Raw genomic sequence first — 25,993 nt, forward strand, 5'->3', positions numbered from 1 at the left:
GGGACTGGACGGAATGTCCGTATTTATGTGGACGTTTCGCAACCGCGTTCAAGCTGAGTCGCCTGATAGCGGCGACAGGTCGCGCATAAGTGGCCAAGCTGAAGGGGATATGCCCCTAAAGCCCGCCGTTACGCAATTTCGTTGCAAGCCAAAGCTTTGATACGACCATAGTCGGCCGGACTGGCCTGTGGCGCCGGCGCATCAAGCGGGTCATGAATATGGCTATCGGGCTACGACGGCATGAAAAAGGCGCGCTCGAGAGAGCGCGCCTTGATCGTCAGGAAGCGATTCGCGTCAGGCCGACGCGGCGCCGCCCTTCTTTTCCGCATAGATCAGTAGTGGCTGGGCCCGACCTTCGACAACTTCGGCATTGACCACCACTTCTTCGACGCCCTCGTAGTTGGGCAGTTCGAACATGGTCTCCAGCAGGATGCCTTCCATGATCGAACGCAGGCCCCGCGCGCCGGTCTTGCGGGCGATGGCCTTCGTGGCGACGCCGCTGAGGGCGTCTTCGGTGAAGGTCAGGCCGATGTTCTCCATCTCGAACAGGCGCTGGTACTGCTTGACGAAGGCGTTCTTCGGCTCGGTCAGGATCTTGACCAGGGCGACCTCGTCGAGGTCCTCCAGGGTCGCGACCACAGGCAGGCGGCCGATGAATTCCGGGATCAAGCCAAAGCGTTGGAGGTCGTCCGGCTCGACATTGCGCAGGATCTCGCCTGTGCGACGCTCTTCCGGATCGGCGACCTTGGCCCCGAAGCCGATCGACTTGCCCTGGCCGCGCGCCGAGATGATGCGCTCCAGACCCGCGAACGCCCCGCCGCAGATGAACAGGATGTTCGTGGTGTCGACCTGCAGAAACTCCTGCTGCGGATGCTTGCGCCCGCCCTGCGGCGGCACGGAGGCGACGGTGCCTTCCATGATCTTCAGCAGAGCTTGCTGCACGCCTTCGCCCGACACGTCGCGTGTGATCGACGGATTGTCGGACTTGCGGCTGATCTTGTCGATTTCGTCGATATAGACGATGCCCCGCTGCGCCCGTTCGACATTGTAGTCGGCGGCCTGCAGCAGCTTCAGCACGATATTCTCGACATCCTCACCCACATAACCGGCTTCGGTCAGGGTGGTGGCGTCGGCCATCGTGAACGGCACGTCGATGATTCGGGCCAGGGTCTGGGCCAGAAGCGTCTTGCCGGTACCGGTCGGGCCGACCAGCAGGATGTTGGATTTGGCCAGTTCGACGTCGTTGTTCTTCGACGCGTGGTTCAGGCGCTTGTAGTGGTTGTGCACCGCGACAGCGAGCACCTTCTTGGCATGTCCTTGGCCGATCACGTAATCGTCCAGAACTTCGCAGATTTCGCGCGGCGTCGGAACGCCATCCTTCGACTTCACGAAAGCAATCTTGTGCTCTTCGCGAATGATGTCCATGCAGAGCTCGACGCATTCATCACAAATGAACACCGTCGGTCCCGCGATGAGCTTACGCACCTCATGCTGGCTCTTTCCGCAGAAAGAACAATACAGAGTGCTCTTGGTATCGCCGCTCGCGGCTTTCGTCATGGTCGCTTCTCACGCTATGGCGGCGACGGCTACGGCCGTGACGCCCGCTCCTGGCTCACAGGCCGCCACCGAAGGGACAGCTTACATGCTGGGAGTTGTCTAATCCTTGACATTCCCCGATCCGGCCGCAGTTCACAAGCCTTGGAGGCTTTTTCGAGCGCCTGGCGAGAAAATGGACCGTGCCGTGTCATGGTTTTCGAGTCTAAAATGGGGACCATGGCCAACGGTGCAACCGTTCTCGGATCCTGGCCCTTCCATAGAAGCGGAAGACTTTAGAGACCATGCGGGAATCGTGATCGAACGGCCACTTGTTTAACAGGACGCGCGGGACGCGCGCGGAGAAGAATGGCGAAGCGCTCATTGATGGCCAAGGGCCTGACGGCCTCAATGCCGATGACAGGCGACATGGCCGACGCGCCGGCGCTTGTGGCCTTCGACTTCGACGGCACCCTGACGGTCCGCGACAGCTTCAACGCCTTCCTCAAATGGCGCGCTGGCCCCGCACGCTGGACTGCTGGCGTGCTGCGCCTTTCGCCAGCTTTGCTGCGCTATGTCTTCAATCGCAATCGCGGCAAGCTTAAGGCAGCGGCAGTCCGGGAATTCCTGAAAGGTGCGACCCAGGCGGAGATCGAGGCTGACGCACGCACCTTCGCCGAATTGCACGCCCCTTCCCTCTTCCGACCCGACGCCCTCGCTGTCTGGCGCCGTTGGCGGGCCAAGGGCGCGCGCATGGTCATTGTCACCGCTTCGCCAGACATCACGGTCGCGCCGTTCGCGCGCGGCTTGGGCGCCGACATGCTGATCGGCACCCGCCTGGCCTTCGACCAGAACGACCGCGCCCTCGGGGTGCTGGCTGGCCCCAACTGCCGAGCCAAGGAGAAGGTCGTCCGCTTGAAGGAAGCCTTCGGCGAAGACGTTCGCCTCACAGCCGCCTATGGCGACACGTCCGGCGACGCCGAGATGCTGGCAATCGCCGACGAGCGCGGCTACCGCGTGTTCCGTGGCAAGCCACTTTAAAGCTGGCACGAAAAAGCCGCCGACCTTGCGGCCGACGGCTTGATCAAATCTGCGAGGGCCAGGACCTAGACCTTGGCGTCGGTCTCGTCGCGCGTCTCATTGATGTGGTCGATCAGACCCCAGTCCTTGGCTTCCTCGGCGCTCATGAAGTGGTCGCGATCAAGGGTGCGCTCAACCTCTTCATAGGTCCGGCCGCAATGCTTGACGTAGATCTCGTTCAGGCGGCGCTTGGTCTTGATGATGTCCTCGGCGTGCCGCTCGATGTCCGAGGCCTGGCCGCGGAAACCGCCCGACGGCTGGTGCACCATGATCCGTGAGTTCGGCAGCGAGATGCGCTGACCCGGCGCGCCGGCGCAGAGCAGCAAGCTGCCCATCGAAGCGGCCATGCCCATGCACACGGTCGAAACCGGGCTCTTGATGTATTGCATGGTGTCGTAGATCGCCAGGCCAGCCGTCACCACGCCGCCCGGCGAGTTGATGTACATAGCGATCTCCTTCTTGGGGTTCTCGGACTCCAGGAAGAGAAGCTGAGCGCAGATCAGGCTGGCCATACCGTCTTCGACGGGGCCAGTCAGGAAAATGATCCGCTCCTTCAGCAGGCGCGAGAAAATGTCGAACGCGCGCTCGCCGCGGCTGGTCTGTTCGACCACCATCGGCACGAGGTTCATCGCCGTTGCAACCGGATCGTACATGGGGTTCGCCCTTTTTCGCGTTTTGGGGCCACACGAATCAGACCTCGCGCGGCGTCGCCAACGCATATCGCGTGGCCCTTAACAGGTTGCAAGGAGCCGGAGCCACGCTTGAGGCAAAGAAAAAGGCGCGGCCCTCGCGAGCCGCGCCCTGTCTCGTCGGATGATGGAGGCCTTAGCCGCCGTAGCCTTCCGGCAGATCGTCTTCTTCCAGGAGCTCGTCCTTGGAGACTTCCTTTTCCTCGATCTTGGCCTTGCCGAAGATCAGGTCGACGACCTTGTCCTCATAGATCGGGGCGCGCAGCGCGGCCTGCAGGTCGGTGCGCTGGCGATACATGTCGAACACCTGCTGGGCTTGCGCGCCGTATTGGCGAGCTTCGCGCATGATGGCGTCGGTCAGTTCCTGGTCGGTCACGACCACGTCGTTCTTGCGGCCGATCTCGGCGAGCACCAGGCCCAGACGCACGCGGCGCTCAGCGATCTTGCGGTACTCGTCCTTCAGCTGGTCTTCGGTCTTGTCGGCGTCTTCCGGCGGCAGGCCGCCTTGGGTCTTGTCGGCCTGAACCTGTTGCCAGATACCGGCGAACTCGGCGTCGACCATGCGCGGCGGCAGCGGGAAGTCGTGGCTGGTGTCCAGAACGTCCAGCAGCGCGCGCTTCAGCTTGAAGCGCGACGAGTTGTCATAGCGACCCGACAGGTTGGACTTCAGCAGTTCCTTCAGGGCGGCGAGGTCCGACAGACCCAGGCGCTTGGCCAGCTCGTCATCGGCTTCGGCGTCCACCGGCGCGCGCACTTCCTTGACGGTCGTGGCGAATTCGGCGGACTTACCGGCCAGATCCTTGGCCTGGTAATCTTCCGGGAAGGTGACCTTCACGGTGATGGCGTCGTCCGGTTTGGAGCCGACCAGTTGCTCTTCGAAGCCCGGAATGAATTGGCCCGAACCCAGAACAAGTTCCGCACCTTCGGCCTTGCCGCCGGCGAATTCGACGCCATCGACGGTGCCGACGAAGTCGATCAGCAATTGATCGCCGTCCTTGGCCTTCAGGCTCTTGCCCTTACGCGGCTCATAGGTGCGGGCTTGCTTGGCCAGTTCGGCCAGGGCCTCGTCGACCTCGACATCGGCGACCTTGTAGACCGGCTTGGTCAGCTCGATGCTGGCCGGGTCGATCGGTTCGAAGTCGGGCATGATTTCGATGGCCAAGTCGAACGCGAGGTCTTCGCCACCCGCGACAACCTTGTCCATGTCCGACGACGGCTTCAGCTCTGGCTGACCAGCAGGGCGCAGCTTGTTGTCGTCCAGAACCTTTTGAGTCGTCTCGTTGAGCGCCTGCTCTACTACTTCACCCATCAGCGCCTTGCCGTACAGACGGCGAACGTGAGCGGCGGGGACCTTGCCGGGGCGGAAGCCCTTGACGTTCATTTGCGGCGCGACTTCGGCGATCCGCGCTTCGAGACGCGTAGCCAACTCGGCGGCCGGAACGGTCACTCCATAAACGCGGCTAAGGCCTTCGCCCGACTTTTCAACGATCTGCATCGACATTGTCATATTCTCGGACCTGCGACGCGCGCGTCGGGGGTCCGCCCTGGGGTCAAAAACATCGACGCCGCCCGCGAGGCCGGGGCGGCGAAAGAGCGCCCTTATGTCACGACGTGCGCGACCATCCAAGAGCGCCAGCGGCAAAAGTCGCGCCCACCGTCTTGCAGGCAGGAGCGACCCGTAGATCTGGTGCGGATGAGAGGACTCGAACCTCCACGCCTCTCGGCGCCAGAACCTAAATCTGGTGCGTCTACCAGTTTCGCCACATCCGCGTGGTGGCAGGCCTTACGGAGTTCGCCGATCCAACGCAAGTCCGCCCCGCGTCTGGTCGCGATGCCGGGGCAGAAGTCGAGCGAGCACTGCGGGAGCCAAACCCGGCAAATCCTCAGAAATCAATCCAGGGCCATGCGCGCCGCCGCATTCGGCGTGGATCCAGGCTCCGGCGCAGGCCGCCTCGTAACTCTCCATTCCCTGGGCGATCAGTCCGCCGATGAACCCGGCCAGGACATCACCCGATCCCGCAGTCGCCAACCAAGGCGAGCCGTTGAGCGAAACCGCTGCTCGGCCATCCGGCGCGGCCACCACGGTATCGGGGCCCTTCAGCAGCACGACAGCGCCAGCCCGGCGCGCGGCTTCGCGTGCAGCCGCCACCCGCTCGACCGAGCCACCCAGAAGCCCCGGAAAAACCCGCTCGAACTCCCCCGGATGCGGCGTAAGAACATCATCGCGGTCCAGCGCCGAAAACAGCGCGCCCGGGTCGTGGCGAAAGCTTGTCAGGGCATCGGCGTCGACTACCAACGCTGCGCCAGTACGGGCCAGGGCGAACAGGTTTCGCATTGTCATATCACCCACGCCGCTGGCCGGGCCGATGACAACGGCGTCGGCAGCCTCTCCCGCCGCGTGCAGATCAGCCTCGCCTTCGAAGGGCGCCAGCATCACCGCCTCCAGATGCGCGGCGTTCACCGCCAGCGCACTTGGCGGCGACAATAGAGTGACGACACCCGCCCCGATCCGAAGGCCGGCACGAGCCGCCAGGCGCGCCGCCCCCGTGTTCCAGGCATCGCCGCTGACCACCTTCAACCGGCCTCGCCGATACTTGTGCGCGTCCAGAACAGGCCAGGGAAACCCAGATTGCCAGAGCTCCGGCGTATTCTCGTACAGGCCAAAGATGTCTCCCGACCCGCCCAGACCGATGTCGGCGACGATCACCTCACCGCAAGCAGCGCGCCCCTCCATCAGACAATGGGCCAGCTTGCGTCGATGGAAGGTTACGGTGAGGTCGGCGCGGAACGCGGTCTCTCCAAGGGCCCGGCCTGTATCGCCAGATACCCCGCTGGGTATGTCTATCGCGATGACGGGCTTGGTCAGCAAGCCGCTGGCGCGCGCCAGTCTGGCGACATCGCCTTCGAGCGGGCGCGACAGGCCTGCGCCAAACAGCGCGTCTATATAGAGATCCGCCCGGGTCGGTTCCGCCGACAAGGGGCCGGTTTCGCCTTTCCAGCGGGCGGCGGCGCGCCTCGCGGCTTCGGTGACGGGTCGCGCGGAAGCTTCCACACGAACCGACCAGCCTTTGCGGCGCAGATGACGCGCAGCGACATAGCCATCGCCGCCGTTGTCGCCGGGGCCGCACCAGATCACGACAGGCCGATGTGAGAACCTGACCCTCACCGCTTCGGCAACCGCGATCCCGGCCCGCTCCATCAAGGTGTCGATCGAAATGCCGCGCGCGACGGCGGCGCGGTCCGCCGCGGTCATCTCGGCGACGGTCATGATCTCGCGCGGCACGACGACTCCTTCAAAGCACTTGGCTCTGAGCTTCGCGTCCTTTCTCATTGAGGATCAAGCGCCCATCGCGGATATCGAATGTCGTGATCGAGCAGTGGTCCGGCCTGAATGCCGCCACCCTCGCCTCTCCTGTCGCCACGCTCACAGCGGCGTTGAGCGCCACGAAGTGACTGAACACCGCCGTGTTGGGATATTCAGCTACGGCCGCCGCAACACTCCTGGCCCAGGCCTCATAGTCAAGATCGCCGACAATCTGCCTCCATTCGCCGCCGAACGCGGCGCGCAGCCAGGCAGGACGGTCGGCGGCCGGCATCGCCGTCGGCGTCGGAATCTCGCCTACGCGCGGATCGATCACCAACTCGACACCCAACGCGCGGGCCATCGGCTCGGCCGTCTCGCGGCATCGACGCAGCGGCGACGAGGCGACACGCTTCGGCCGTTCGCTCTCAGGCAAAGCCATCAAAACTTCCACCGCCTCGACGGACTGCTGTCGGCCGATTTCATCCAGACCGGGATCATCCTCCGCCCCACCCCAGGTCGAGGCCGGTCGGCCGTGGCGAATGACATGGACGCGCGTCATGGATTTAATCCGGAATAAATAGGTTTCGAACGCCGTCGGGGTGCGGGCCGACCGTCCCCGTTCTGCCGACGCCTTCTCGCGCTTCCAGATTTAACAGGGTCTCGGCATCTTCAGGCGTGTGAGCCACGAACCGCCGGCCCGCTCCGTCACGGCCGATCACTATCCCCATCCGGACACCTTCACGGGCGTGGACGACAGTGTAGGTCTCGATCACCGCGGGTCCGGTCGGGCGCTCGACGATCTCCGGGTGCGGCAAGGCGTCGATACGCTCCTGGATCATCAACGGCGCCTCGCGGATCCAGTCACCCTCCACAGGCTTGGTCGAGTAGATGCCGATCGACTGCTTGGTCAGGAACCAGCCATTGGCTGTGCAGAGACCGTAGGCGCCGGGTCGGGCTCTGAGCCGGGTCATCATCTCGGCGATGGAATGCAGGGCGTAATTGTTTCCCGGCCCACCAAAATAAGGCAGACCGCCGGTGACGGTCAGGCCGCGCGGATCGTCCAGTGCCAGGCCCAATTCTTGCGCCGCCACCTGAACGGCGGACGGGAAGCAGGAATAGAGGTCGATGATGTCGATGTCGGCCAAGCCCACGCCCGCCATCTGAAAGGCGCGCTCGCCGGTTAGCCGAATGGACGGGCTCGAATAGAAATCCTGGCGGTCCATCGGGTGCCAGAGATCAGCGGCGTCGGCGCAGCCGTGCAGATAGATCCACTTGTCTTCCGATACGCCCAGCTCGCGCGCCTTGCGCACGCTGCAGATCAGCACGGCGGCCGACTGGTCCACCTCCATGATGGCGTTGAGATACTTCGGATAGGGAAAGCTGATCATCCGGTTGCGATCTGTGACGCTCACAAGCTCCTCCGGTGATCGCTCGACCGGGAACCACGCATTTGGATTGGCGGCCGCCATTTTGCTGAACGGCGAGAACAGCGCGCCCAGCCGAGCCTGATGATCGTGCAGGGAACGCCCATCTCGCGCACGCAGCGCGTTTTCGAACAACGGATAGGTGTTGACCGGATAGCCCAGCCCGTGTGCGGCCTCCTGCGGCGTCACACCGGGACGCGGATCACCGATGCGGACTGGCGGGTCCGTGATGTCGTCGCCCCAGCCGCCGAACCCCAGGCCGGCCTTCAGGCGCTTCGTCAGCGAACCGAGAAACTCGGCGCCGGTCACCAGAGCCAGCTCAGACTGGCCCTTGGAAATCCGTTCGCAGACCACGTTCACGGCTTGCTGAGGGCTGTTGCCGCCAGTCTCAGTATAAACGCTCCATGCGGGTTGAGCGCCCAACCCCCTCGCCAAGCTGGCCGGCGGATTGACCAACCGAGGCAGGGGAAGCTTTGAAAGTCCGCCGGGCGCATCGATACTGAAAGCGATCACTGCCACCGCGTCGAGTTCAGCAAGAACCGACCCCAAGAGCCCGGCATCACCAACGGCACGGTCCGCCGCAATCTTCAGCAGTTCCAGTGGAGACGGCGAGTTTTCGATTTCGCCACGATAGGTGAACTGGCCGGCGCCAATCAAAACCGGCGTGTCGTCACGCATGTTCACCCCCATTCAAACGCTCGTTGGGGTCGATCCTAAGGTCGAAACGGGGCACCGCAAGGCGATTTGGGCAACAAACCCGCATTGATCAAATTTTGAGCTCACTGTGCATAAATTTTGATCATCGTTCCCGATCTACATCGATGGGGCCTTTTCCGACCGACCAAAGCTTGCGAGTCCCCCGAGGGGCGTGATCGGTGCCGCACATCAACGGCGCGGCGCGCCAGCGGGCCCGAAAGTGGAACCGATGAAGAAGATTGAAGCCATCATCAAGCCGTTCAAGCTCGATGAGGTGAAGGAGGCCCTTCAGGAGATGGGCGTCCAGGGCATGACCGTGCTCGAAGCCAAGGGCTATGGCCGTCAGAAGGGCCATACCGAGCTTTATCGCGGCGCAGAGTACGTCGTGGACTTCCTCCCCAAGATCAAGATGGAGGTGGTCGTCGAGGACAGCCAGCTGGAACCCGCGCTGGAGGCCATCACACGCGCCGCGCGTACCGGCCGCATCGGCGACGGCAAGATTTTCGTCTCGGAGATCGCGGAAGTCATCCGCATCCGAACCGGAGAAAGCGGCCCCGCAGCCGTCTAGGCGCGGAAGGTCAGACACTTACGAGGCTCAAGAAGGGGATACGGAATGAGCACCGCCAAACATATCCTGGATATGATCAAGGAGAAGGACGTCAAGTACGTTGACGTTCGCTTCACCGACGTTCGTGGCAAGTTGCAGCATGTCACGTTCGACATCGACCTGGTCGATGACGACTTCCTCAATGACGGCACCATGTTCGACGGCTCGTCGATCGCCGGCTGGAAGGCGATCAACGAGTCGGACATGAAACTGCGTCCCGATCTGTCGAGCGCGATCATCGATCCGTTCTACCAGCAGACGACGCTGGCCCTGTTCTGCGACGTGGTGAACCCCGACAGCGGCACACCCTACAACCGCGACCCCCGCTCGATCGCCAAGGCCGCCCTGGCCTATGTGAAATCGTCGGGCATCGGCGACACCGTCTATTTCGGTCCCGAAGCCGAGTTCTTCATCTTCGACGACGTGAAGTGGGACACCCAGCCCAACAGCACTGGCTACTCGTTCGACTCCGTCGAGCTTCCAGGCAACTCGGCCAAGACCTACGCTGAAGGCAACATGGGCCACCGCCCTGGCCCCAAGGGCGGCTATTTCCCGGTGAACCCGGTCGACAGCGCTCAAGACCTGCGCGGCGAGATGCTGGCCGTCATGGGCGAGCTGGGCATGAAGCCGGAAAAGCACCACCACGAAGTGGCGCCCGCCCAGCACGAACTCGGCCTGAAGTTCGACACCATGGTCGTGATGGCCGACCGCATGCAGCTCTACAAGTACGTGATCCACAACGTTGCTCACGCCTACGGCAAGACGGCCACCTTCATGGCCAAGCCGATGTTCGGCGACAACGGCTCGGGCATGCACGTCCACCAGTCGATCTGGGGTGACGGTCAGCCGCTGTTCGCTGGCGACAAGTACGCCGGCCTGTCAGATATGTGCCTGTGGTACATTGGCGGCATCATCAAGCACGCCAAGGCGATCAACGCGTTCTCGAACTCGACCACGAATTCGTACAAGCGCCTGGTGCCCGGCTACGAAGCCCCGGTGAAGCTGGCCTATTCGGCCCGCAACCGTTCGGCCTCGATCCGCATCCCGCACGTCGACTCGCCGAAGGCCAAGCGTCTGGAAGCCCGCTTCCCCGACCCGATGGGCAACCCCTATCTGACCTTCGTGGCGCTGCTGATGGCCGGCCTGGACGGCATCAACAACAAGATCGATCCGGGCCAGCCCGCCGACAAGAACCTCTATGACCTGCCACCGCGCGAGCAGAAGAAAATCCCCGAAGTCTGCGGCTCGCTCCGCGAGGCTCTCGAGAACCTCGACAAAGACCGCGCCTTCCTGAAGGCCGGCGGCGTCATGGATGACGACTTCATCGACAGCTACATCGAGCTGAAGATGGAAGAGGTAATGCGTCTGCAACTGCACCCGCACCCCGTCGAATTCGACATGTACTACAAGTGCTGACTTGAACGACGCCTAGAACTGTTGATCGGGGCCGGAGCGCAATCTCCGGCCCTTTTTATTTGAGATCGGCTGTTGAGCCACCCGCCGTAACTTGGGAATGGTTTCTTACTTGCGGGCGCCGACTGGGCAAAATTGTCGCAACTTCGCAACAGAAGGGTCGCAATCGGCCCGATCCAGGCGAAATCGCGTGGCGAATGATATCGCGAAGGAGCCAACTGAGCTTATCGCAACCGCAACGGAATCACGCGAGCGCCCCGCAGAGTCGGCGACGCGGAACTCGGATCAGCATCAGGATCTCTCCATGCACTCTTCCAATCGCACTCTTCGTCAAGCCCTCAGCCTGTCTTGCGGGATCGCCGCCTTGGGCGTCGCGCTTGCGACCGCGCCCACCGCCATGGCGCAGGAAACCCAGGTCGGCGAAGTCATCGTCACCGCTCAGAAGCGCAGCGAAAACCTGCAGGACGTGCCGGTTTCGGTGACCGCTCTGGGTGGCGAGCGTCTGCAATCGACCTTCGCCGCTGGCGACGACATCCTGGCTCTGTCCGCCAAGGCCCCCGGCCTCTATGCGGAGTCCTCCAACGGCCGCGCCGCCCCGCGCTTCTACATCCGTGGTCTGGGCAACAGCGACTTCGACCTGGCCGCCTCGCAACCCGTGTCGATCATCCAGGACGACGTGGTTCTGGAGAACGTCGTGCTTAAGAGCTCGCCGATCTTCGACATCGAGCAGGTCGAAGTGCTGCGCGGCCCGCAGGGCACGCTGTTTGGCCGCAACACCACGGCCGGCATCGTCAAGTTCAGCTCGGTCAAGCCGAGCGAAGAGACCAAGGCCCGCGCCGCTGCGTCTTATGGCAGCTTCAACACCCTGACCTTCGATGGAGGCCTCGGCGGCGCATTGGTTCCCGGCAAGGTCGCGGCTCGCGCCTCGCTGCTGGTCCAGCATCGCGATGACTGGATCAATAACGCCTTCACCGGCAAGAAGGACGCGCTCGGCGGCTTCGACGAGAAGGCTGCACGCCTGCAGGTGCTGTTCACGCCGACCGAAGCGCTGAGCGCCCTGTTCAACGTCCACGGCCGCGACCTGGATGGCACTTCGGCGACGTTCCGCGCCAACGTGCTGACCAAGGGCTCCAATAAGCTCAACGCCAACTATGATCGCGACACGGTCTATTTCGACGCCGGCGCCGGCAACCCCCAGAAGTACAAGGGCTGGGGCACCTCGGCCAACATCGGCTACGACTTCGGCGACGTCACCCTGACCTCGATCACCGCCTATGAAGAGACGCATGGCTCGAGCCGCGGCGACATCGACGGCGGCAACCTGACCGGTCCGGGCTTCATCCCCTTCCCGTCGGAAAGCACTGACGGCATCAAGAAGCTGGACCAGGTCACCCAGGAAATCCGCCTGGCCAGCGACACCGACGGTCCGTTCAGCTGGCAGGTCGGCGGCTTCTATTTCGACACCAGCTATCAAATCCGCACCGACCCGGGTTTCGCGCCGCCCACCACGCTCGAGCAGGGGAACACCTCCTGGGCCGTGTTCGGCCAAGCCTCGTACAAGGCGACCGAAGCCCTGACCCTGACGGGCGGCCTGCGCTACACCAGCGACGACAAGGACCTGCGCGTTGTTTCCGGTCCCAACGCGGTCGCGCCGGTGTCGGTCTCCGACGAAAAGGTCAGCTGGGACCTCAGCGCGTTCTATAACGTGGCCGAAAACGTCAGCGTCTACGGCAAGGTGGCCTCGGGCTTCCGCGGTCCGTCGATCCAGGGCCGCGACATCGCTTTCTTCTCGCCGGCCTCGGTCGCGCAGTCGGAAACGATCATGTCGTATGAAGTCGGCCTGAAAAGCGAGCTGATGGACCGCCGCGTTCGCCTGAACGGCGCGCTGTTCACCTACACCATCGACGATCCGCAGTTCAGCGCGGTCGGCGGCGGCTCCAACTCCAATCGCCTGATCAACGCCAACAAGGCAGAGGCCTACGGCATCGAGCTGGACGGCGAGTTCGTGGTCTCCGAGAATCTCGTCCTGACGGCCGGCTACAGCTACGCCAAGACCAAGATCAAGGACTCCACGCTGGCCACCGCGGTCTGCGCCCAGTGCACCGTCACCGACCCGCTTAACACTGCCGGCCAAGCGCTGATCAACGGCAATCCGTTCCCCAACGCCCCCGAATACACCTTCGACGTCACGGCCCGTTACGCTGTGCCGTTCGGCGCGGACGGCGAGCTGTTCGCCTACACCGACTGGAAGATGCAGGGCATGACGAACTTCTTCCTCCACGAGTCCAAGGAGTTCTACAGCGAGGGCGATTTCGAGGGCGGCCTGAAGCTCGGCTACGCCAAGCTGGACGGATCGTGGGAAGCGGCGCTGTTCGCCCGCAACATCACCGACGAAGACAACCTCAAGGGCGCGATCGACTTCAACAACCTGACCGCCTTCGTCAACGAGCCGCGCGTCATTGGCCTGTCGCTGAACGTCAAGATGTAGTCGATCCCTGCATCGGGAACGACCAAGGGCCGCGGAGCAATCCGCGGCCCTTTTTCATGATCAGGCCTTGGCCAGACCGACGCCGCCGACGGGCACGGTCTCGAACCGCTGCCCAAAGCCGGTGATGATCGGCCGCGCCTTGGTGATCGCCGCCTGCACCGACGGAAGCTTCAATGACGCTGTGTGATGCTCGGCGTCCGTCCAGACTTCGGTGATCCAAATGGCGTCGGCATTGGTCGCGTCCTTGGCCACGATGTAGCTGAGGCAGCCCGGCATGGCCTGCGTGCCTTCGCCCAGAATGGCGATCAACTCGTCCCGCTTGCCGGGCGCGGCCATCATCTGGCCGATCAGTCCATACATCGATGCCTGCTCCTTGCTGATGGCGGCCAGCGGCGCTCCAGATGCCGCAACAGCGACCCCGGCCGCCAGAACGTTTCGCCTGTCGATCTCGAAATCCTTCAAGTTAATCCCCCTATGGCTTGCACTCGCCAGCCGCCGAAACGCTGACCCCCGCAGCGCCTGCCGTGCAGGCATTGCCATAGGTCTTGCCGTCGCAGCCACAGACAGGGCGATATTCCCGCGTGCACATCGTCGGCCGCTTGCGGCAAATGCCCGAGGCGTCGGCGATCACCCGGCATTGCTCGGCCTGCATTTGACAGGACAAACCTTCCGCGCACTGGAAGCCGGCGATCCCGCCGCACATGCCGCCCTCGGCGACCGGCGCGCGGGACATCGGCGGCGGCGAAGGCGGCGCGCTGGCGCCAGGGCTTTCGCAGGCCAGCAGCAGCACCGTGGTCAAGGCCAGGATCCAGGAACGCAGCGCCATCGGTCGATCTCCATTCGTCATGATCTTCGAAGCCAAAGCATGATGACGCGCCTTGCGCCAGACGACAGACAATTTTCACGGATCGAACAATACGGGCCGCCGCTCTCTTGCCTGGTGGAGTTTTTTCGTCTGTCCTGCCCGCCTGTTCGAGAGTCGGGGTTTTTCATGATTGGATGGCGTTACACGGCCGGGGCCGTAAGCCTGCTCGCGCTAGGTCTTTCTGCCTGCGCTACAACGAGCGGAGCCGGCGCCAAGCCCGGCGGCACAGCGGCCAAGCCGGCCGAAAAAGTCGACAACAAGCCGCTGCCCAAGGGGCTGGATGGCTCCACCTCCTCGGGCTTCCCGTCGACCTATACGCCCCTGCCGTCGCGCGCCACGGCCATCGTCGGCGCGACGGTGCTGACGGCGACTGGCCAGCAAATCGAGAACGGCGTGGTTTTCGTCTCTGGCGGCAAGATCGTTTCCGTCGGCGGTCCCGAAACCCCGGTTCCCGCCGACATCGCCGTCATCGACGCCAAGGGCAAGTGGCTGACACCCGGCATCATCGATGCTCACAGCCACCTGGGCGTCTATCCTTCGCCCGGCGTCCAGGCCAAGTCGGATGGCAACGAGGCCACCGACCCCAATACCGCCCAAGTCTGGTCCGAGCACTCGGTCTGGCCGCAGGACCCCGGCTTCAATCGGGCACGGGCTGGCGGCGTGACCACGCTGCTTATCCTTCCCGGCTCGGCCAACCTGTTCGGCGGCCGCTCGGTGACGCTGAAGAACGTGCCCTCGACCACCATGCAGGGCATGAAGTTCCCGAACGCCCCCTACGGCCTGAAGATGGCCTGCGGCGAGAACCCCAAGCGGGTCTATGGCGGCAAGCAGCGCTCGCCGGCGACTGCCATGGGCAATGTCGCGGGTTATCGCGCCGCGTGGATCGACGCGGCCGACTATGCCCGCAAATGGGACGATTACCGCGCCAAGAAAGAGAAGGGCGAGAAGGCCGACCCGGTCAAACGTGATCTGCGCCTTGAGACCCTGGCCGGCGTTCTGAAAGGCGAGATCCTCGTTCAGAACCACTGCTATCGCGGCGACGAGATGGCCGTGATGATCGATATTGCCAAGGAGTTTGGCTACAAGATCACGATGTTCCACCACGCCATCGAGTCCTACAAGGTCGGCGCTCTGCTGGCCAAGGAAGACATCTGTTCGGCCACCTGGGCCTCGTGGACCGGCTTCAAGATGGAAAGCCTGGACGGCATCGACGCCAATCCGGCCATCGTCTGGAAGGCGGGCGCCTGCGTCGTCATCCACTCCGATGACCCGATCATGACCCAGCGCCTGAACCAGGAAGCCGCCATCGCCATGACGGCCGGCAACCGTCTGGGCTACGGCATCACCCGGGCCGAGGCGATCAAGTGGATCACGGCCAACCCGGCGAAAGCCATGGGCATCGCCGACAAGACCGGCGCCATCGAGCCCGGCAAGGCCGCCGACCTGGTGATCTGGAGCAGAGATCCGTTCAGCGTCTACGCCCAGGCCGAGAAGGTCTATGTCGACGGCGCCCTGACTTATGATCGGCATGATCCGCGCTACCAGCCCAAGTCCGACTTCGAGCTTGGCCAAACCGGCCAGGGAGCGTTCAACTGATGATCCGGTCCTTCCTTCTGACAAGCGCCGCCTGCGCCGCCCTCGCGGCCCCGGCCGCCGCCCAAAACCCCGCTTCGGGGACCATTGCCATCGTCAACGCCCGGCTTGAGCCGATTAGCGGCCCGGCCATCGCCTCGGGCACGATTATCCTGCGCGACGGCAAGATCGCCGCGCTGGGCGCCGGGGTCATGGCTCCAGCCGGGGCGACGGTAATCGACGCCAAGGGCGGGGTCGTCACCCCCGGCCTGATCGCCCCATCGTCCAACCTGACCGCTTCCGAGATCAGCGGTGTTCGGGAAACCCGCGACGACGGCACCGGCACGGCGCTGTCGGCCGCATTCGACATTTCCTATAGCGTCAACCCTGCCTCGCCGATGATCGGCCTGGCCCGGGATGGCGGGATTACGGCTTCGGCGGTGACGCCGGTTCTGTCCGGCGTCGGCGGAGGTTCGCACGAGCATGCCGACGACGGCGTGGTCGAGGAGATGACGGCCGGCGCTTCGGGCTCGGGTGATCCGCCCCTGTTCGGCGGCCAGGCCGCGTTTGTCCGCCTGCAGGCCGGCGACAGCGATCTGGTCGAGGCTTCCAAGCTTGCGGTCACGGTCTCGCTGGGCGAATCCGGGGCCCGCGCGGCCGGCGGTTCGCGCGGCGCCTCGATCGTGCTGATCAAGTCGGCCCTTGAGGACGCCCGCGCCTTCGCCCGCAATCGCGCCGCCTTTGAGCAGGGCGCCACCCGCGACTACGGTCTTTCGCGCCTGGACCTCCAGGCCCTGATCCCGGTCGTTCAAGGCAAAACTCCGCTGCTGGTCCGCGTCCACCGCGCCTCCGACATCCGCCTGGCCCTCAAGCTGGCGGCCGAGGAAAAGGTCCGGATCATCCTGGAAGGCGCCGAGGAAGGCTGGGTCGTGGCGGCCGAGATCGCCAGGGCCGGCTTTCCGGTGATCCTCGATAGCCAGGCCAACCTGCCCGACAGCTTCGAGACCCTGGGCTCGCGTCTCGACAACGCGGCCAAGCTGCACGCCGCCGGCGTGACGGTGGCGATCAATGGGGCGCGGGACTTCAACAACCTTCGCCAAGAACGGCTGAACGCCGGTCTCGCCGTCGCCAACGGCCTGCCCTATGCGGCGGGCTTGGCCTCCGTGACCCTGGTCCCCGCGAAGATCTGGGGCATGGACGGCAAGATCGGCTCGCTGGAAGTCGGCAAGGCCGCCGACGTCGTACTGTGGACCGGCGATCCTCTGGAGACCACGACCTGGGCCGAGAAGGTTTTCATCGCCGGCGTCGAACAGCCGAAGGACAGCCGCCAGACCCAGCTGCGCGACCGCTATGCGGCTCCGGATAACGGGATGCCGGTCGCCTACCGGTAGGAGATTCAAGGTCCTCCTCCAGAAGGGGGAAGACCTTACTCCCCAACAAATCCCCAGCCGCGACGACACGCCTCTTTTCAGCGGACTCCCGGAAGCCCATACGAAGCTTCCACAGAATCGACGCATGTTCCCGTAATGTCCTCCAAAGACGTCCCCCAAGCCTCCCTGTTCGACGACGCTCTGTCGCCGCCGCCCGCTGCGCCGCTGCCGGCTCGCGAGCCGCAGGTCGAAGCGCCGGCCCGCGCTGCTGCGCCGCCGCCGCCGTCTGCCAGCCCCACCCCCTCGTCGGGCGGCTATACGGCCATCGACATCGAGGTGCTGGAAGGCCTGGAGCCGGTCCGCAAGCGGCCGGGCATGTACATCGGCGGCACCGACGAGCGGGCCCTGCACCACCTGTTCGCTGAAGTGCTGGACAACTCGATGGACGAGGCCGTGGCCGGCTTCGCCAAGACCATCGAGGTCAGGCTCGACGCCGACGGCTATCTGTCGGTCAAGGACGACGGCCGGGGCATGCCGGTCGACCCGCACCCCAAGTACCCCGGCAAGTCGGCGCTGGAGGTCATTATGACCATCCTGCACGCCGGCGGTAAGTTCAGCGGCAAGGCCTATGAGACCTCCGGCGGTCTGCACGGCGTCGGCGCGTCGGTCGTCAACGCCCTGTCCGAGCGGATCGAGGTCACCGTCTGGCGCGACGGGTTCGAGCACCTTCAGGTCTTCTCGCGCGGCAAGCCGCTGGGCCCGGTCGAGAAAATCGGTCCCAGCAAAAAGCGCGGCACCATGGTGCGCTTCCTGCCCGACGAGCAGATCTTCGGCGAGGGCGTGGCCTTCAAGCCGGCCCGCCTGTACCGCATGGCCCGCTCCAAGGCCTATCTGTTTCGCGGCGTGCAGATCAAATGGGCCTGCGCCGCCGAGCGCATCCACGATCAGACACCCGCCGAGGCCACGTTCCACTTCCCCAATGGCCTGGCCGACTTCCTTGCCGAGCGTACCAAGGGTCTTGAAACCGTCACGCCCGACAGCTTCGCCGGCCGCATCGAGCGCCAGGGCGAGGCCGGCGCGGTCGAGTGGGCCATCGCCTGGACGCCGCGTGGTTTCGGCGAACATGACGGCTTCATGCAGTCGTATTGCAACACCGTGCCCACCCCCGAGGGCGGAACCCACGAGAGCGGCCTGCGCGCCGCCCTGACCCGGGGCCTCAAGGCCTATGCCGAGCTGAAGGGCGAGAAACGGGCGGCGATCATCACCGCCGACGACGTCATCGCTCAGGCTGGCGCCCTGATCTCGGTCTTCATCCGCAATCCGGAATTCCAGGGCCAGACCAAGGAAAAGCTCTCCTCCAGCGAAGCCCAGCGCTTCGTCGAGGCGGCCCTGCGCGACCCGTTCGACCACTGGCTGACCGCCTCGCCGAGGAACGCCCAGGCGCTGCTGGACTTCGTCGTCGAGCGCGCCGAGGAACGCCTCAAGCGCCGCAAGGACAAGGAAGTGTCCCGCGCCTCGGCGACCCGCAAGCTGCGCCTGCCGGGCAAGCTGGCCGACTGCGCCGGCGGCGCGGTCGACGGCGCCGAGCTGTTCATCGTCGAAGGCGACAGCGCCGGCGGCTCGGCCAAACAGGCCCGCAACCGCAAGAACCAGGCGATCCTGCCCCTGCGCGGCAAGATCCTCAACGTCGCCTCGGCCACCGGCGAGAAGATGAGCGCCAACAAGGAGCTCTCCGACCTGATGCTGGCCCTTGGCGTGCAGGGCGGCGCCAAGTACCGCGAGGAGGATCTGCGCTACGAGCGGATCATCATCATGACCGACGCAGACGTCGACGGCGCCCACATCGCCTCCCTGCTGATCACCTTCTTCTATCGCACCATGCCCGAGATGATCCGGGGCGGGCACCTGTTCCTGGCCCTGCCGCCGCTGTACCGCCTCAGCCACGGCGGCAAGACCGTCTATGCCCGCGACGACGCCCACAAGGACCAGCTGCTGGCCACGACCTTCAAGAACAAGAAGCCCGAGATCGGCCGCTTCAAGGGCCTGGGCGAGATGATGGCCGCCCAGCTGAAGGAGACCACCATGGACCCGGCGGTCCGCACCCTGGCGCGGGTCACCCTGCCGCGCTCGGAAGAGGCGGTGGAGTCGCTGGTCGAAACCCTGATGGGTCGCAAGCCCGAACTGCGGTTCAGGTTCATCCAGGAGAATGCTGAGTTCGCGGTAGCGGATCTGGACGTTTAGGCGGCAGATCCTTCCCCTGACGGGGGGAGGTGGTCGCGGAGCGAACGGAGGGGGAAGTCGCGAGACGTTCATGGCAGCCCCTCTCCGTCGCCCTTCAGGCGACACCTCTCCCACGGGGAGAGGATTTTGGTCACGCCGCCGCGACCTCGCGCTTTCGCTGCGATGGTCATGGAAAGAGTCGCGGAGCGTCCGGACCACGTCCGGATGTGTGAGTAGCAAATACCGTTTCGACGAAGCCGTCCGCTCCGCGTCATCGTTATCCGTCGGCGTCCCGTCGGGTGGCCCTGTTGAGGCCTTACCGGGAGCCGAGCCGCTCCGTTTCCGGAGCCGCTCGGCGGTCGAGGCGGGCGAGCCTGAAGGCTAAATCACACCCGTCTATCCTCACCCACGCCAACGGCGGGCGGGTCCTGCAACGCCAGGATCCCCGGACCGGTCGAGTATCCCCCTCGACCCCAGTCCCGCTCGATCACACCCCGCCGCCGCAATGGTCGCTGGCCTTGCGCCCTTTCCTCGCGACGAGGTGGGTCAAGAATACGCGAGGTTTCAGGAGGGCTGCGTCGATTGTCTGGGCGCCCGTGCGGATCCTCCCCCTAGCGGGGGAGGTGTCGGCGAAGCCGACGGAGGGGGAAGTTCTGCTGAATCAATGCGGTCTTCCCCCTCCGGCCCCCATTGTCATGGGGACCGCCTCCCCCGCCAGGGGGAGGATCTAGGGCTCAATCCCCGTCTCCATCCGGGGACGGCGCGATCGCTATCCCCGTGGTCGGCCGAAAAGCAGGTCGCCCTCAGCCCTTCCAGAATTAACAGGAGGGCTCGTTTGGCGCCCGCTGTTGACTCACAGATTTACCAGCGTAATTCTCTAGTATCTTACACCCGTAATCCATCGGAGACCCCCATGCGCCTCATAGCTCTGTCGGCCGTCGCGCCGCTCATGCTCGCCACCCCTGCTCTCGCCGCGCCCGCAGCCGTCCGCCTGACCGTTGGCGGCGTCTTCGGAGACGCGGCCGCGCCAGTTCAGGTGATCGTCCTGCTGCTGGCGGTCGCCATCGTCGCCGCGCCGGTCCTGTTGGCCCTCCGCCGCCCCGCCGCGCTCTCTGCTCTCGCCAAGGGCGCGCCGCTGCTGGCAGGGGCCGCCAGCCTGTTCACCCTGCTGGCCGGCGCGGTCGGGATCGCCAACAGTCCGGTCGTCCCGTCCCTGACTGTGATGGCCCCGGGCTTTGCGGAAATGCTGTTCCTGATGGTGCTGGGACTGCTGGCGACCTTCTCGGCCGTGGTCTGCCGCGAACTGGCCAAGCCGCGTTCCCACGCTTTCACCACCGCCGAATAGTCGCTGAAAAGGCGCGGGGCCGCACGGTTCCAGTCTCGCGCGCCTCTCCTGCCCCCTGCGGCGAATCCGCCGCACCTGGTGGGAATTTCCGGGTCGCCCTTGCAATCCCGACCAATTTAGCCTCCTAAAGCGGCCCGCAGATCCCTTTTCGCCCGCGCCTCATCGGCAAGGCGGCCAAACGGGTCTATATTTCACGAGATAAGACCAAGAACACGGTCCATTTGGGGGTCGTATTTGGTCGTGGCGCGGGCCGCACGTGTGTGTGTGCCGTCCGCTTGAACCGAATTGGACCTATATGCCCTTCCCCGCCTCCCACCCCGCTCTTGAGCGGGCTCTAGCTGCTCAAGGTTATGCTGAGCCCACCCCCGTCCAGGCCGCTGTCCTGGAAGACGAAGCCTTAGGCCGCGACCTGCTGGTCAGCGCCCAGACCGGCTCGGGCAAGACCGTCGCCTTTGGCCTGGCCGCCGCGACCACCCTGCTGGGCGACGCCGAAAAGTTCTCCAAAGCCGGCCCACCGATGTGCCTGGTCATCGCCCCGACCCGCGAACTGGCTATCCAGGTCAATCGCGAGCTGACGTGGCTGTACGCCGACGCCGGCGCCGTGGTCGTCAACTGCGTAGGCGGCATGGATGCGCGTCGCGAACAGCGGGCCCTCAACTGGGGCGCCCACATCGTCGTCGGCACCCCCGGCCGTCTGCGCGACCACATCGAGCGCGGCCACCTGGACCTGTCGGAGCTGAAGGTCGCCGTCCTCGACGAGGCTGACGAGATGCTCGACATGGGCTTCCGCGAAGACCTGGAATTCATTCTCGACGCCGCCCCGGCCGAACGCCGCACCCTGCTGTTCTCGGCCACCCTGGCGCGCGACATCGTGCAACTGGCCAAGAGCTATCAGAACGACGCCCTGCGCATCGACACCGTGGGCCGCAACGAACCGCACCGCGACATCGAATATCGCGCCGTGCGGGTCGCGCCGAACGAGATCGAGCACGCGATCGTCAACCTGCTGCGCTATTTTGAAAGCCCCGGCGCCCTGGTGTTCTGCAACACCCGCGAAAGCGTCCGCGCCATGCACAGCAAGCTGCGCGAGCGCGGCTTCGCAGTCGTCGGCCTGTCGGGCGAGCTGTCGCAACGCGAACGCGCCGACGCCTTGCAAGCCCTGCGTGACGGTCACGCCCGCGTCTGCGTCGCCACCGACGTCGCCGCGCGCGGCCTCGACCTGCCGGACCTCGGCCTGGTCATCCACGCCGAACTGCCGGTCAACAAGGCCACCCTGCTTCACCGTTCGGGCCGCACTGGCCGGGCCGGCAAGAAGGGCGTCTCGGCCCTGGTAGTGCCCTACACCCGCCGCCGCAAGGCCGAGCAACTGCTGATGGCGGCCGGCGTCGAAGGCCACTGGGGCGGCGCCCCGACCGCCGACGAAATCCGCGTCAAGGACACCGAGCGCTTGCTCGACGATCCGATTTTCGCTGAGGTCTCGACCGAGGAAGACGCGGCCCTCGCCGAGGTGATGCTGGAAAGGCGCACGCCGCTGGAGCTGGCCTCGGCCCTGATCCGCACGCGCCGCGCCAAGCTGCCGGCCCCGGAAGAAATCTATGACGACCCGCGTCACGGCGCCGACCCTGGCCCCCGCAGCCGCGAGCCGCGTGAGCTCGGCAATGACCGCGACTTTGGCGGTGACCGTCCCGAGCGCGAGCTGCGCAGCGACATGGCCGGCGCCGAGTGGTTCCGCCTCAACACCGGTCGTCGCAACAACGCCGACCCCAAGTGGCTGATCCCGCTGATCTGCCGCTTGGGTCACGTGACCAAGAAGGACATCGGCTCGATCCGGATCTTCGACTACGACACCAAGTTCGAGATCTCGGCAGAGGCCGCAGTGAAGTTCGGCGCGGCGGTGCAGGCCACCGTCCGTGACGACGTCGCCATCACCCCGACGGCTGCTCCTGCCGCCCGCGAGAGCGGTCCGCGGAAGGAATATGCGCCCCGTGCCCCCCGCGAAAATGGGCCTCGTGACGACGCTGCGCCGCGCGAGTTCAAGCCGCGCCCGCAGCGCGAGAATGGGCCTCGTGATGAAGCTCCGCGTTCGCCGCGCGCCAACGCGCCGGGCTCGCGCGACAGCACGCCGCGTCCTTCGACCTATAGCGACGACGGTTTCAGCACCGCCAAGCCGTATGGCAAGGGCGAGGAGCCAAAGGGCGACTACAAGGCCCGCCCGCCCCGTGCTCCGGCGCCTCGCGACCGCGACAACGCCGCGCCGCGTGACTTCAAGCCGCGCACCGAGTTCAAGCGTGATGACGCTCCTCGGGACTTCAAGCCCCGCGCGCCGCGTGACGACGCGCCGCGTCCCTATTCGCCGGCCGACACCGAAGGCGGCGCCAAGCGCGCCTACAAGCCGCGCACCGAAGGCCGCGACGATGGTCCCAAGCGCGACTTCAAGCCCCGCACCGCCGGCGCGCCCAAGGCGTTCGGCGACAAGGCTGCGGGTCCGCAGACGACCTATTCGCCCAAGCCGCGCGGCGATGGGCCGGCCAAGCCGTTCAAGGGCCCCAAGCCCTTCAAGGCCAAAAGCTTCGACGGCGGCAAGCCGGCCGGTAAGCCCTTCAAGAAGAAGTAGTTTGGGATAGCAAGCCCTCCCCCTTCAGGGGGAGGGCTTTTTCTTTGGTCGTTTAGACCGCTTGGCCCGCTGACCAGCCCGAGGCCCAGGCCCACTGGAAATTGAACCCGCCCAGCCAGCCGGTGACGTCCACGACCTCGCCGATGAAATAGAGACCGGGCACTTCCGTGGCCTGCAGGGTCCGCGAGTCCAGGTCGTTGGTGTCGACGCCGCCAAGGGTGACTTCCGCCGTGCGATAGCCTTCCGAGCCGACCGGCTTGAACGTCCAGGCGTTCACGGCGGCGGCCAGGCGGCCCAGCACCTTGTCCGAACAGTCAGCGATATTGCCCTGAGCGCCCTCGTCGTCGGAGACGATCTGCGCCACGCGCTGCGGCAGCAGGGTCGCCATCACGGTCGAGACCGCCCGGCGCGGCGTGGCGGTGCGCGCCGCCTTCAGAGCCGCCAAGGCGTCCACGCCCGGGGCCATATCGACCCGGATCTCGTCGCCCTCGCGCCAGTAGGACGAGATCTGCAGGATCGAGGGACCCGACAGGCCGCGGTGGGTGAACAGCATGCCTTCCTGGAACTTGGTCTTGCCGTGGGCGACCACGGCGTCCAGCGCCACGCCCGACAGCGGAACCAGACGCTCCAGCGTCTTGATCTCGAAAGTCAGTGGCACCAGCGCCGGACGGGTTTCGACAATGCCGACGCCGAACTGCCTGGCGATCTCGTAGCCAAAGCCGGTCGCGCCCATCTTGGGGATCGACTTGCCGCCACAGGCGACCACCAGCGACTGACAGCGCACATTGGCGCCGCTGGACAGCGCCAACTCGAACCCGCCCTCGACCCGCGCTATGCTGTCGGCGCCGGTTTCCAGCCGAAGTTCGCAGCGTGCGGCCTCCATCTCGGTCAGCAACATGGTGATGATCTGCTTGGCCGAGCCATCGCAGAACAGCTGCCCCAGGGTCTTCTCGTGGAAGGCGATGGCGTACCTGTTGACCAGGGCGATGAAGTCGCTGGGCCGATAGCGGCGCAGAGCCGAGACGCAGAACTTCGGATTGGCCGACAGGAAATTGGCCGGCGCGGTGTGGATATTGGTGAAGTTACAGCGCCCGCCGCCGCTGATGCGGATCTTCTCGCCGGGCTCCTTGGCGTGATCGACCACCAGCACAGAGCGCCCGCGCTTGCCGGCCTCGATGGCGCACATCATGCCGGCCGCCCCGGCCCCGATTACGACGACGTCAAACTGTTCCATCGCGTTCTTCGACAGGAGGCGCCGGGCGAAGTCAATCGAAGGGGATGCCAGACACCCTTGAACCTGAGCCCGTCAGCCGCTAGGAAGCACGCCCCCCGCCCGAGACTTGGTTGAGCCCATGACGTCCGTCGTTCCGCCGACGATCGGCATCGATTTCGGCACCACCAACACCGTCGTCTCGATGACGTACGGCGACGGCTCCGCGCGCTTGGTTCGGTTCCCGACCAATGAAGGCGACCTGTTCGCCTTCCGCTCGGCGCTCAGCTTCCACAGCGTCCAGGGCCATGGCGGCGAGGCCAATGAGCGGGTGGTCGAGGCCGGCCCCTGGGCGATCGAGGCCTATCTGGAGGATCCGCTGGAGACGCGGTTCATCCAGTCGTTCAAGAGCTTCGCGGCCAGCGCGGCCTTCACCGAGACCCGCATCCTCAACAAGCGCTACCTGTTCGAGGACCTGCTGGCCGCCTTCCTGCTGAAGGTGCGCGAGCACGCCGGTCCGGCCATGGCCGACCTGCCGCCCCGCGTCATCGTCGGACGGCCCGTGACCTTCGCCGGCGGCAATCCCGACGAGACCCTCGCCCTGCAGCGCTACGAGGCTGCGTTCGCGCGCCTGGGCTTCAACGACATCCGCTATTCCTATGAGCCGGTCGGCGCGGCCTTCTTCTTCGCCCGCCAGCTGAAGCAGGACGCCACCGTGCTGGTCGCCGACTTCGGCGGCGGCACCAGCGACTTTTCCCTAGTGCGGTTCGAGCGCAAGGCCGATGGCACGCTGGCCTCGACGCCCCTTGGTCATTCCGGCGTCGGCGTGGCGGGCGACGCCTTCGACTACCGGATCATCGACCAGCTGGTCTCGCCAGCCCTGGGCAAGGGCTCGCTTTACAAGGCCTTCGACAACCGCCTGCCCATCCCGCAGCGCTACTACACCGCCTTCGCCCGTTGGGATCAGCTGGCCCTGCTGCGTGCTTCGCGCGACATGCGCGACATTCGCTCGCTGGAAAAGACGGCGATGGAGCCCGACAAAATCCGCCGCCTGATCGAGGTCCTGGACGACAATCACGGTTACGCCCTCTACCGCTCGGTGTCGGGACTAAAGGAGGCCCTGTCAGCCAACGAACGCGCCATCTTCCGCTTCGCGGCGGGGTCGATCCTGATCGAGCAGGAGGTCGAGCGCTCCACCTTCGAGGGCTGGATCGCCCCGGAGCTGGCCGCCATCGAGAGGGCGGTCGACCAGGCCCTGGCCCGCGCCAATCTCACGCCCGAAGCCGTCGACCGCGTGTTCCTCACCGGCGGCAGCTCGTTCGTGCCGGCCGTGCGCGACATCTTCCAGCGCCGGTTCGCGGCCGACCGGATCGAAAGCGGCGGCGAGTTCGAGTCGATCGCCTCGGGCCTGGCCCTGATCGGCCGCGAAAACGATCTGGATCTGTGGACCATGCGGGCGATGGCCAAGTCGGTGGTCTGAACAGCGTAAGGCTGGCCGTAAATCGCTGGTTTACCTGCTCTACTTTGTCACGTGGACCGAATCTCGCAATCCACCTAGCCTGA

19 protein-coding genes and 1 tRNA gene are annotated in these 25,993 nt (G+C 65.2%); 10 read left to right on the plus strand and 10 right to left on the minus strand.

Annotated elements, in window-relative coordinates; all coding sequences use genetic code 11:
- Positions 1–294: 294 nt before the first annotated feature.
- Positions 295–1,557, minus strand: coding sequence for an ATP-dependent protease ATP-binding subunit ClpX (gene clpX / locus ACP69S_RS08185; RefSeq protein ID WP_425996102.1), 1,263 nt, complete (start codon positions 1,555–1,557; stop codon positions 295–297).
- Positions 1,558–1,902: 345 nt separating this feature from the next.
- On the opposite strand from clpX, the gene ACP69S_RS08190 reads away from it, so the two are divergent.
- Positions 1,903–2,574: an HAD-IB family hydrolase gene (locus ACP69S_RS08190; protein ID WP_425996104.1), complete on the plus strand. Its 672-nt coding sequence runs from the start codon at positions 1,903–1,905 to the stop codon at positions 2,572–2,574.
- Between the two features lie 65 nt (positions 2,575–2,639).
- On the opposite strand, the gene ACP69S_RS08195 is transcribed toward ACP69S_RS08190, so the two are convergent.
- The 6 genes from ACP69S_RS08195 to ACP69S_RS08220 all read right to left on the minus strand — a co-directional run bounded on the left by ACP69S_RS08195 (position 2,640) and on the right by ACP69S_RS08220 (position 8,720).
- Positions 2,640–3,266, minus strand: a complete 627-nt coding sequence (locus tag ACP69S_RS08195) for an ATP-dependent Clp protease proteolytic subunit (protein WP_425996106.1) — start codon at positions 3,264–3,266, stop codon at positions 2,640–2,642.
- Between the two features lie 172 nt (positions 3,267–3,438).
- Positions 3,439–4,797, minus strand: a complete 1,359-nt coding sequence (gene tig, locus ACP69S_RS08200; RefSeq protein WP_425996300.1) for a trigger factor — start codon at positions 4,795–4,797, stop codon at positions 3,439–3,441.
- Between the two features lie 190 nt (positions 4,798–4,987).
- A tRNA-Leu gene (locus tag ACP69S_RS08205) sits at positions 4,988–5,072 on the minus strand.
- A 13-nt stretch (positions 5,073–5,085) separates the two neighbouring features.
- Positions 5,086–6,585, minus strand: coding sequence for an NAD(P)H-hydrate dehydratase (locus ACP69S_RS08210; RefSeq protein WP_425996108.1), 1,500 nt, complete (start codon positions 6,583–6,585; stop codon positions 5,086–5,088).
- Positions 6,586–6,595: 10 nt separating this feature from the next.
- Positions 6,596–7,165 (minus strand): histidine phosphatase family protein, encoded by a 570-nt coding sequence (locus ACP69S_RS08215; protein ID WP_425996110.1) that lies wholly within the window; start codon positions 7,163–7,165, stop codon positions 6,596–6,598.
- Between the two features lie 4 nt (positions 7,166–7,169).
- A complete protein-coding gene (locus tag ACP69S_RS08220) occupies positions 7,170–8,720 on the minus strand; it encodes an acetyl-CoA acetyltransferase (protein ID WP_425996112.1) in 1,551 nt (516 codons plus the stop codon).
- A 235-nt stretch (positions 8,721–8,955) separates the two neighbouring features.
- Between ACP69S_RS08220 and ACP69S_RS08225 the strand changes: the two genes are divergently transcribed.
- The 3 genes from ACP69S_RS08225 to ACP69S_RS08235 all read left to right on the plus strand — a co-directional run bounded on the left by ACP69S_RS08225 (position 8,956) and on the right by ACP69S_RS08235 (position 13,234).
- On the plus strand, positions 8,956–9,294 hold the full coding sequence (locus ACP69S_RS08225) for a P-II family nitrogen regulator (RefSeq protein WP_425996302.1): 339 nt from the start codon (positions 8,956–8,958) through the stop codon (positions 9,292–9,294).
- Between the two features lie 45 nt (positions 9,295–9,339).
- A complete protein-coding gene (gene glnA / locus ACP69S_RS08230; RefSeq protein ID WP_425996114.1) occupies positions 9,340–10,749 on the plus strand; it encodes a type I glutamate--ammonia ligase in 1,410 nt (469 codons plus the stop codon).
- A gap of 301 nt (positions 10,750–11,050) precedes the next feature.
- Complete coding sequence (locus ACP69S_RS08235; protein WP_425996116.1) at positions 11,051–13,234, plus strand: TonB-dependent receptor; 2,184 nt, start codon at positions 11,051–11,053, stop codon at positions 13,232–13,234.
- Between the two features lie 60 nt (positions 13,235–13,294).
- Here the strand turns inward: ACP69S_RS08235 and ACP69S_RS08240 are convergent, their stop codons facing one another.
- Together ACP69S_RS08240 and ACP69S_RS08245 are read right to left on the minus strand one after the other, a co-directional pair.
- Complete coding sequence (locus tag ACP69S_RS08240) at positions 13,295–13,696, minus strand: putative quinol monooxygenase (RefSeq protein ID WP_425996118.1); 402 nt, start codon at positions 13,694–13,696, stop codon at positions 13,295–13,297.
- A 10-nt stretch (positions 13,697–13,706) separates the two neighbouring features.
- Entirely contained in the window at positions 13,707–14,060 is a 354-nt protein-coding gene (locus tag ACP69S_RS08245; protein ID WP_425996120.1) for a Kazal-type serine protease inhibitor family protein, read from the minus strand.
- 165 nt (positions 14,061–14,225) lie between these two features.
- Between ACP69S_RS08245 and ACP69S_RS08250 the strand changes: the two genes are divergently transcribed.
- From ACP69S_RS08250 to ACP69S_RS08270, 5 genes are all read left to right on the plus strand, one after another.
- On the plus strand, positions 14,226–15,695 hold the full coding sequence (locus ACP69S_RS08250; RefSeq protein WP_425996122.1) for an amidohydrolase: 1,470 nt from the start codon (positions 14,226–14,228) through the stop codon (positions 15,693–15,695).
- On the plus strand, positions 15,695–17,062 hold the full coding sequence (locus tag ACP69S_RS08255; RefSeq protein ID WP_425996123.1) for an amidohydrolase family protein: 1,368 nt from the start codon (positions 15,695–15,697) through the stop codon (positions 17,060–17,062). Before ACP69S_RS08250 ends, ACP69S_RS08255 begins: the two co-directional genes overlap by 1 nt.
- Positions 17,063–17,197: 135 nt before the next feature.
- On the plus strand, positions 17,198–19,282 hold the full coding sequence (gene parE, locus ACP69S_RS08260; RefSeq protein WP_425996124.1) for a DNA topoisomerase IV subunit B: 2,085 nt from the start codon (positions 17,198–17,200) through the stop codon (positions 19,280–19,282).
- Between the two features lie 892 nt (positions 19,283–20,174).
- A complete protein-coding gene (locus tag ACP69S_RS08265; RefSeq protein WP_425996126.1) occupies positions 20,175–20,606 on the plus strand; it encodes a hypothetical protein in 432 nt (143 codons plus the stop codon).
- A 295-nt stretch (positions 20,607–20,901) separates the two neighbouring features.
- Entirely contained in the window at positions 20,902–23,220 is a 2,319-nt protein-coding gene (locus tag ACP69S_RS08270) for a DEAD/DEAH box helicase (protein WP_425996128.1), read from the plus strand.
- Positions 23,221–23,272: 52 nt separating this feature from the next.
- Here ACP69S_RS08270 and ACP69S_RS08275 read toward each other — a convergent pair whose 3' ends face one another.
- Positions 23,273–24,454, minus strand: coding sequence for an NAD(P)/FAD-dependent oxidoreductase (locus tag ACP69S_RS08275; protein WP_425996130.1), 1,182 nt, complete (start codon positions 24,452–24,454; stop codon positions 23,273–23,275).
- Positions 24,455–24,572: 118 nt separating this feature from the next.
- Here ACP69S_RS08275 and ACP69S_RS08280 point away from each other — a divergent pair, with 118 nt between their 5' ends.
- Positions 24,573–25,910, plus strand: coding sequence for an Hsp70 family protein (locus tag ACP69S_RS08280; RefSeq protein ID WP_425996132.1), 1,338 nt, complete (start codon positions 24,573–24,575; stop codon positions 25,908–25,910).
- Positions 25,911–25,993 lie beyond the last annotated feature (83 nt).

Source organism: Caulobacter sp. DWR1-3-2b1 (assembly GCF_049895765.1).
Classification (GTDB): domain Bacteria; phylum Pseudomonadota; class Alphaproteobacteria; order Caulobacterales; family Caulobacteraceae; genus Caulobacter.

Coding starts and splice junctions, on each gene's coding strand:
- clpX (WP_425996102.1), bottom strand. CDS start 1,557: ATGACGAAAGCCGCGAGCGGCGATACCAAGAGCACTCTGTATTGTTCT.
- ACP69S_RS08190 (WP_425996104.1), top strand. CDS start 1,903: ATGGCGAAGCGCTCATTGATGGCCAAGGGCCTGACGGCCTCAATGCCG.
- ACP69S_RS08195 (WP_425996106.1), bottom strand. CDS start 3,266: ATGTACGATCCGGTTGCAACGGCGATGAACCTCGTGCCGATGGTGGTC.
- tig (WP_425996300.1), bottom strand. CDS start 4,797: ATGCAGATCGTTGAAAAGTCGGGCGAAGGCCTTAGCCGCGTTTATGGA.
- ACP69S_RS08215 (WP_425996110.1), bottom strand. CDS start 7,165: ATGACGCGCGTCCATGTCATTCGCCACGGCCGACCGGCCTCGACCTGG.
- ACP69S_RS08220 (WP_425996112.1), bottom strand. CDS start 8,720: ATGGGGGTGAACATGCGTGACGACACGCCGGTTTTGATTGGCGCCGGC.
- ACP69S_RS08225 (WP_425996302.1), top strand. CDS start 8,956: ATGAAGAAGATTGAAGCCATCATCAAGCCGTTCAAGCTCGATGAGGTG.
- glnA (WP_425996114.1), top strand. CDS start 9,340: ATGAGCACCGCCAAACATATCCTGGATATGATCAAGGAGAAGGACGTC.
- ACP69S_RS08235 (WP_425996116.1), top strand. CDS start 11,051: ATGCACTCTTCCAATCGCACTCTTCGTCAAGCCCTCAGCCTGTCTTGC.
- ACP69S_RS08245 (WP_425996120.1), bottom strand. CDS start 14,060: ATGGCGCTGCGTTCCTGGATCCTGGCCTTGACCACGGTGCTGCTGCTG.
- ACP69S_RS08250 (WP_425996122.1), top strand. CDS start 14,226: ATGATTGGATGGCGTTACACGGCCGGGGCCGTAAGCCTGCTCGCGCTA.
- ACP69S_RS08255 (WP_425996123.1), top strand. CDS start 15,695: ATGATCCGGTCCTTCCTTCTGACAAGCGCCGCCTGCGCCGCCCTCGCG.
- parE (WP_425996124.1), top strand. CDS start 17,198: ATGTCCTCCAAAGACGTCCCCCAAGCCTCCCTGTTCGACGACGCTCTG.
- ACP69S_RS08265 (WP_425996126.1), top strand. CDS start 20,175: ATGCGCCTCATAGCTCTGTCGGCCGTCGCGCCGCTCATGCTCGCCACC.
- ACP69S_RS08270 (WP_425996128.1), top strand. CDS start 20,902: ATGCCCTTCCCCGCCTCCCACCCCGCTCTTGAGCGGGCTCTAGCTGCT.
- ACP69S_RS08275 (WP_425996130.1), bottom strand. CDS start 24,454: ATGGAACAGTTTGACGTCGTCGTAATCGGGGCCGGGGCGGCCGGCATG.
- ACP69S_RS08280 (WP_425996132.1), top strand. CDS start 24,573: ATGACGTCCGTCGTTCCGCCGACGATCGGCATCGATTTCGGCACCACC.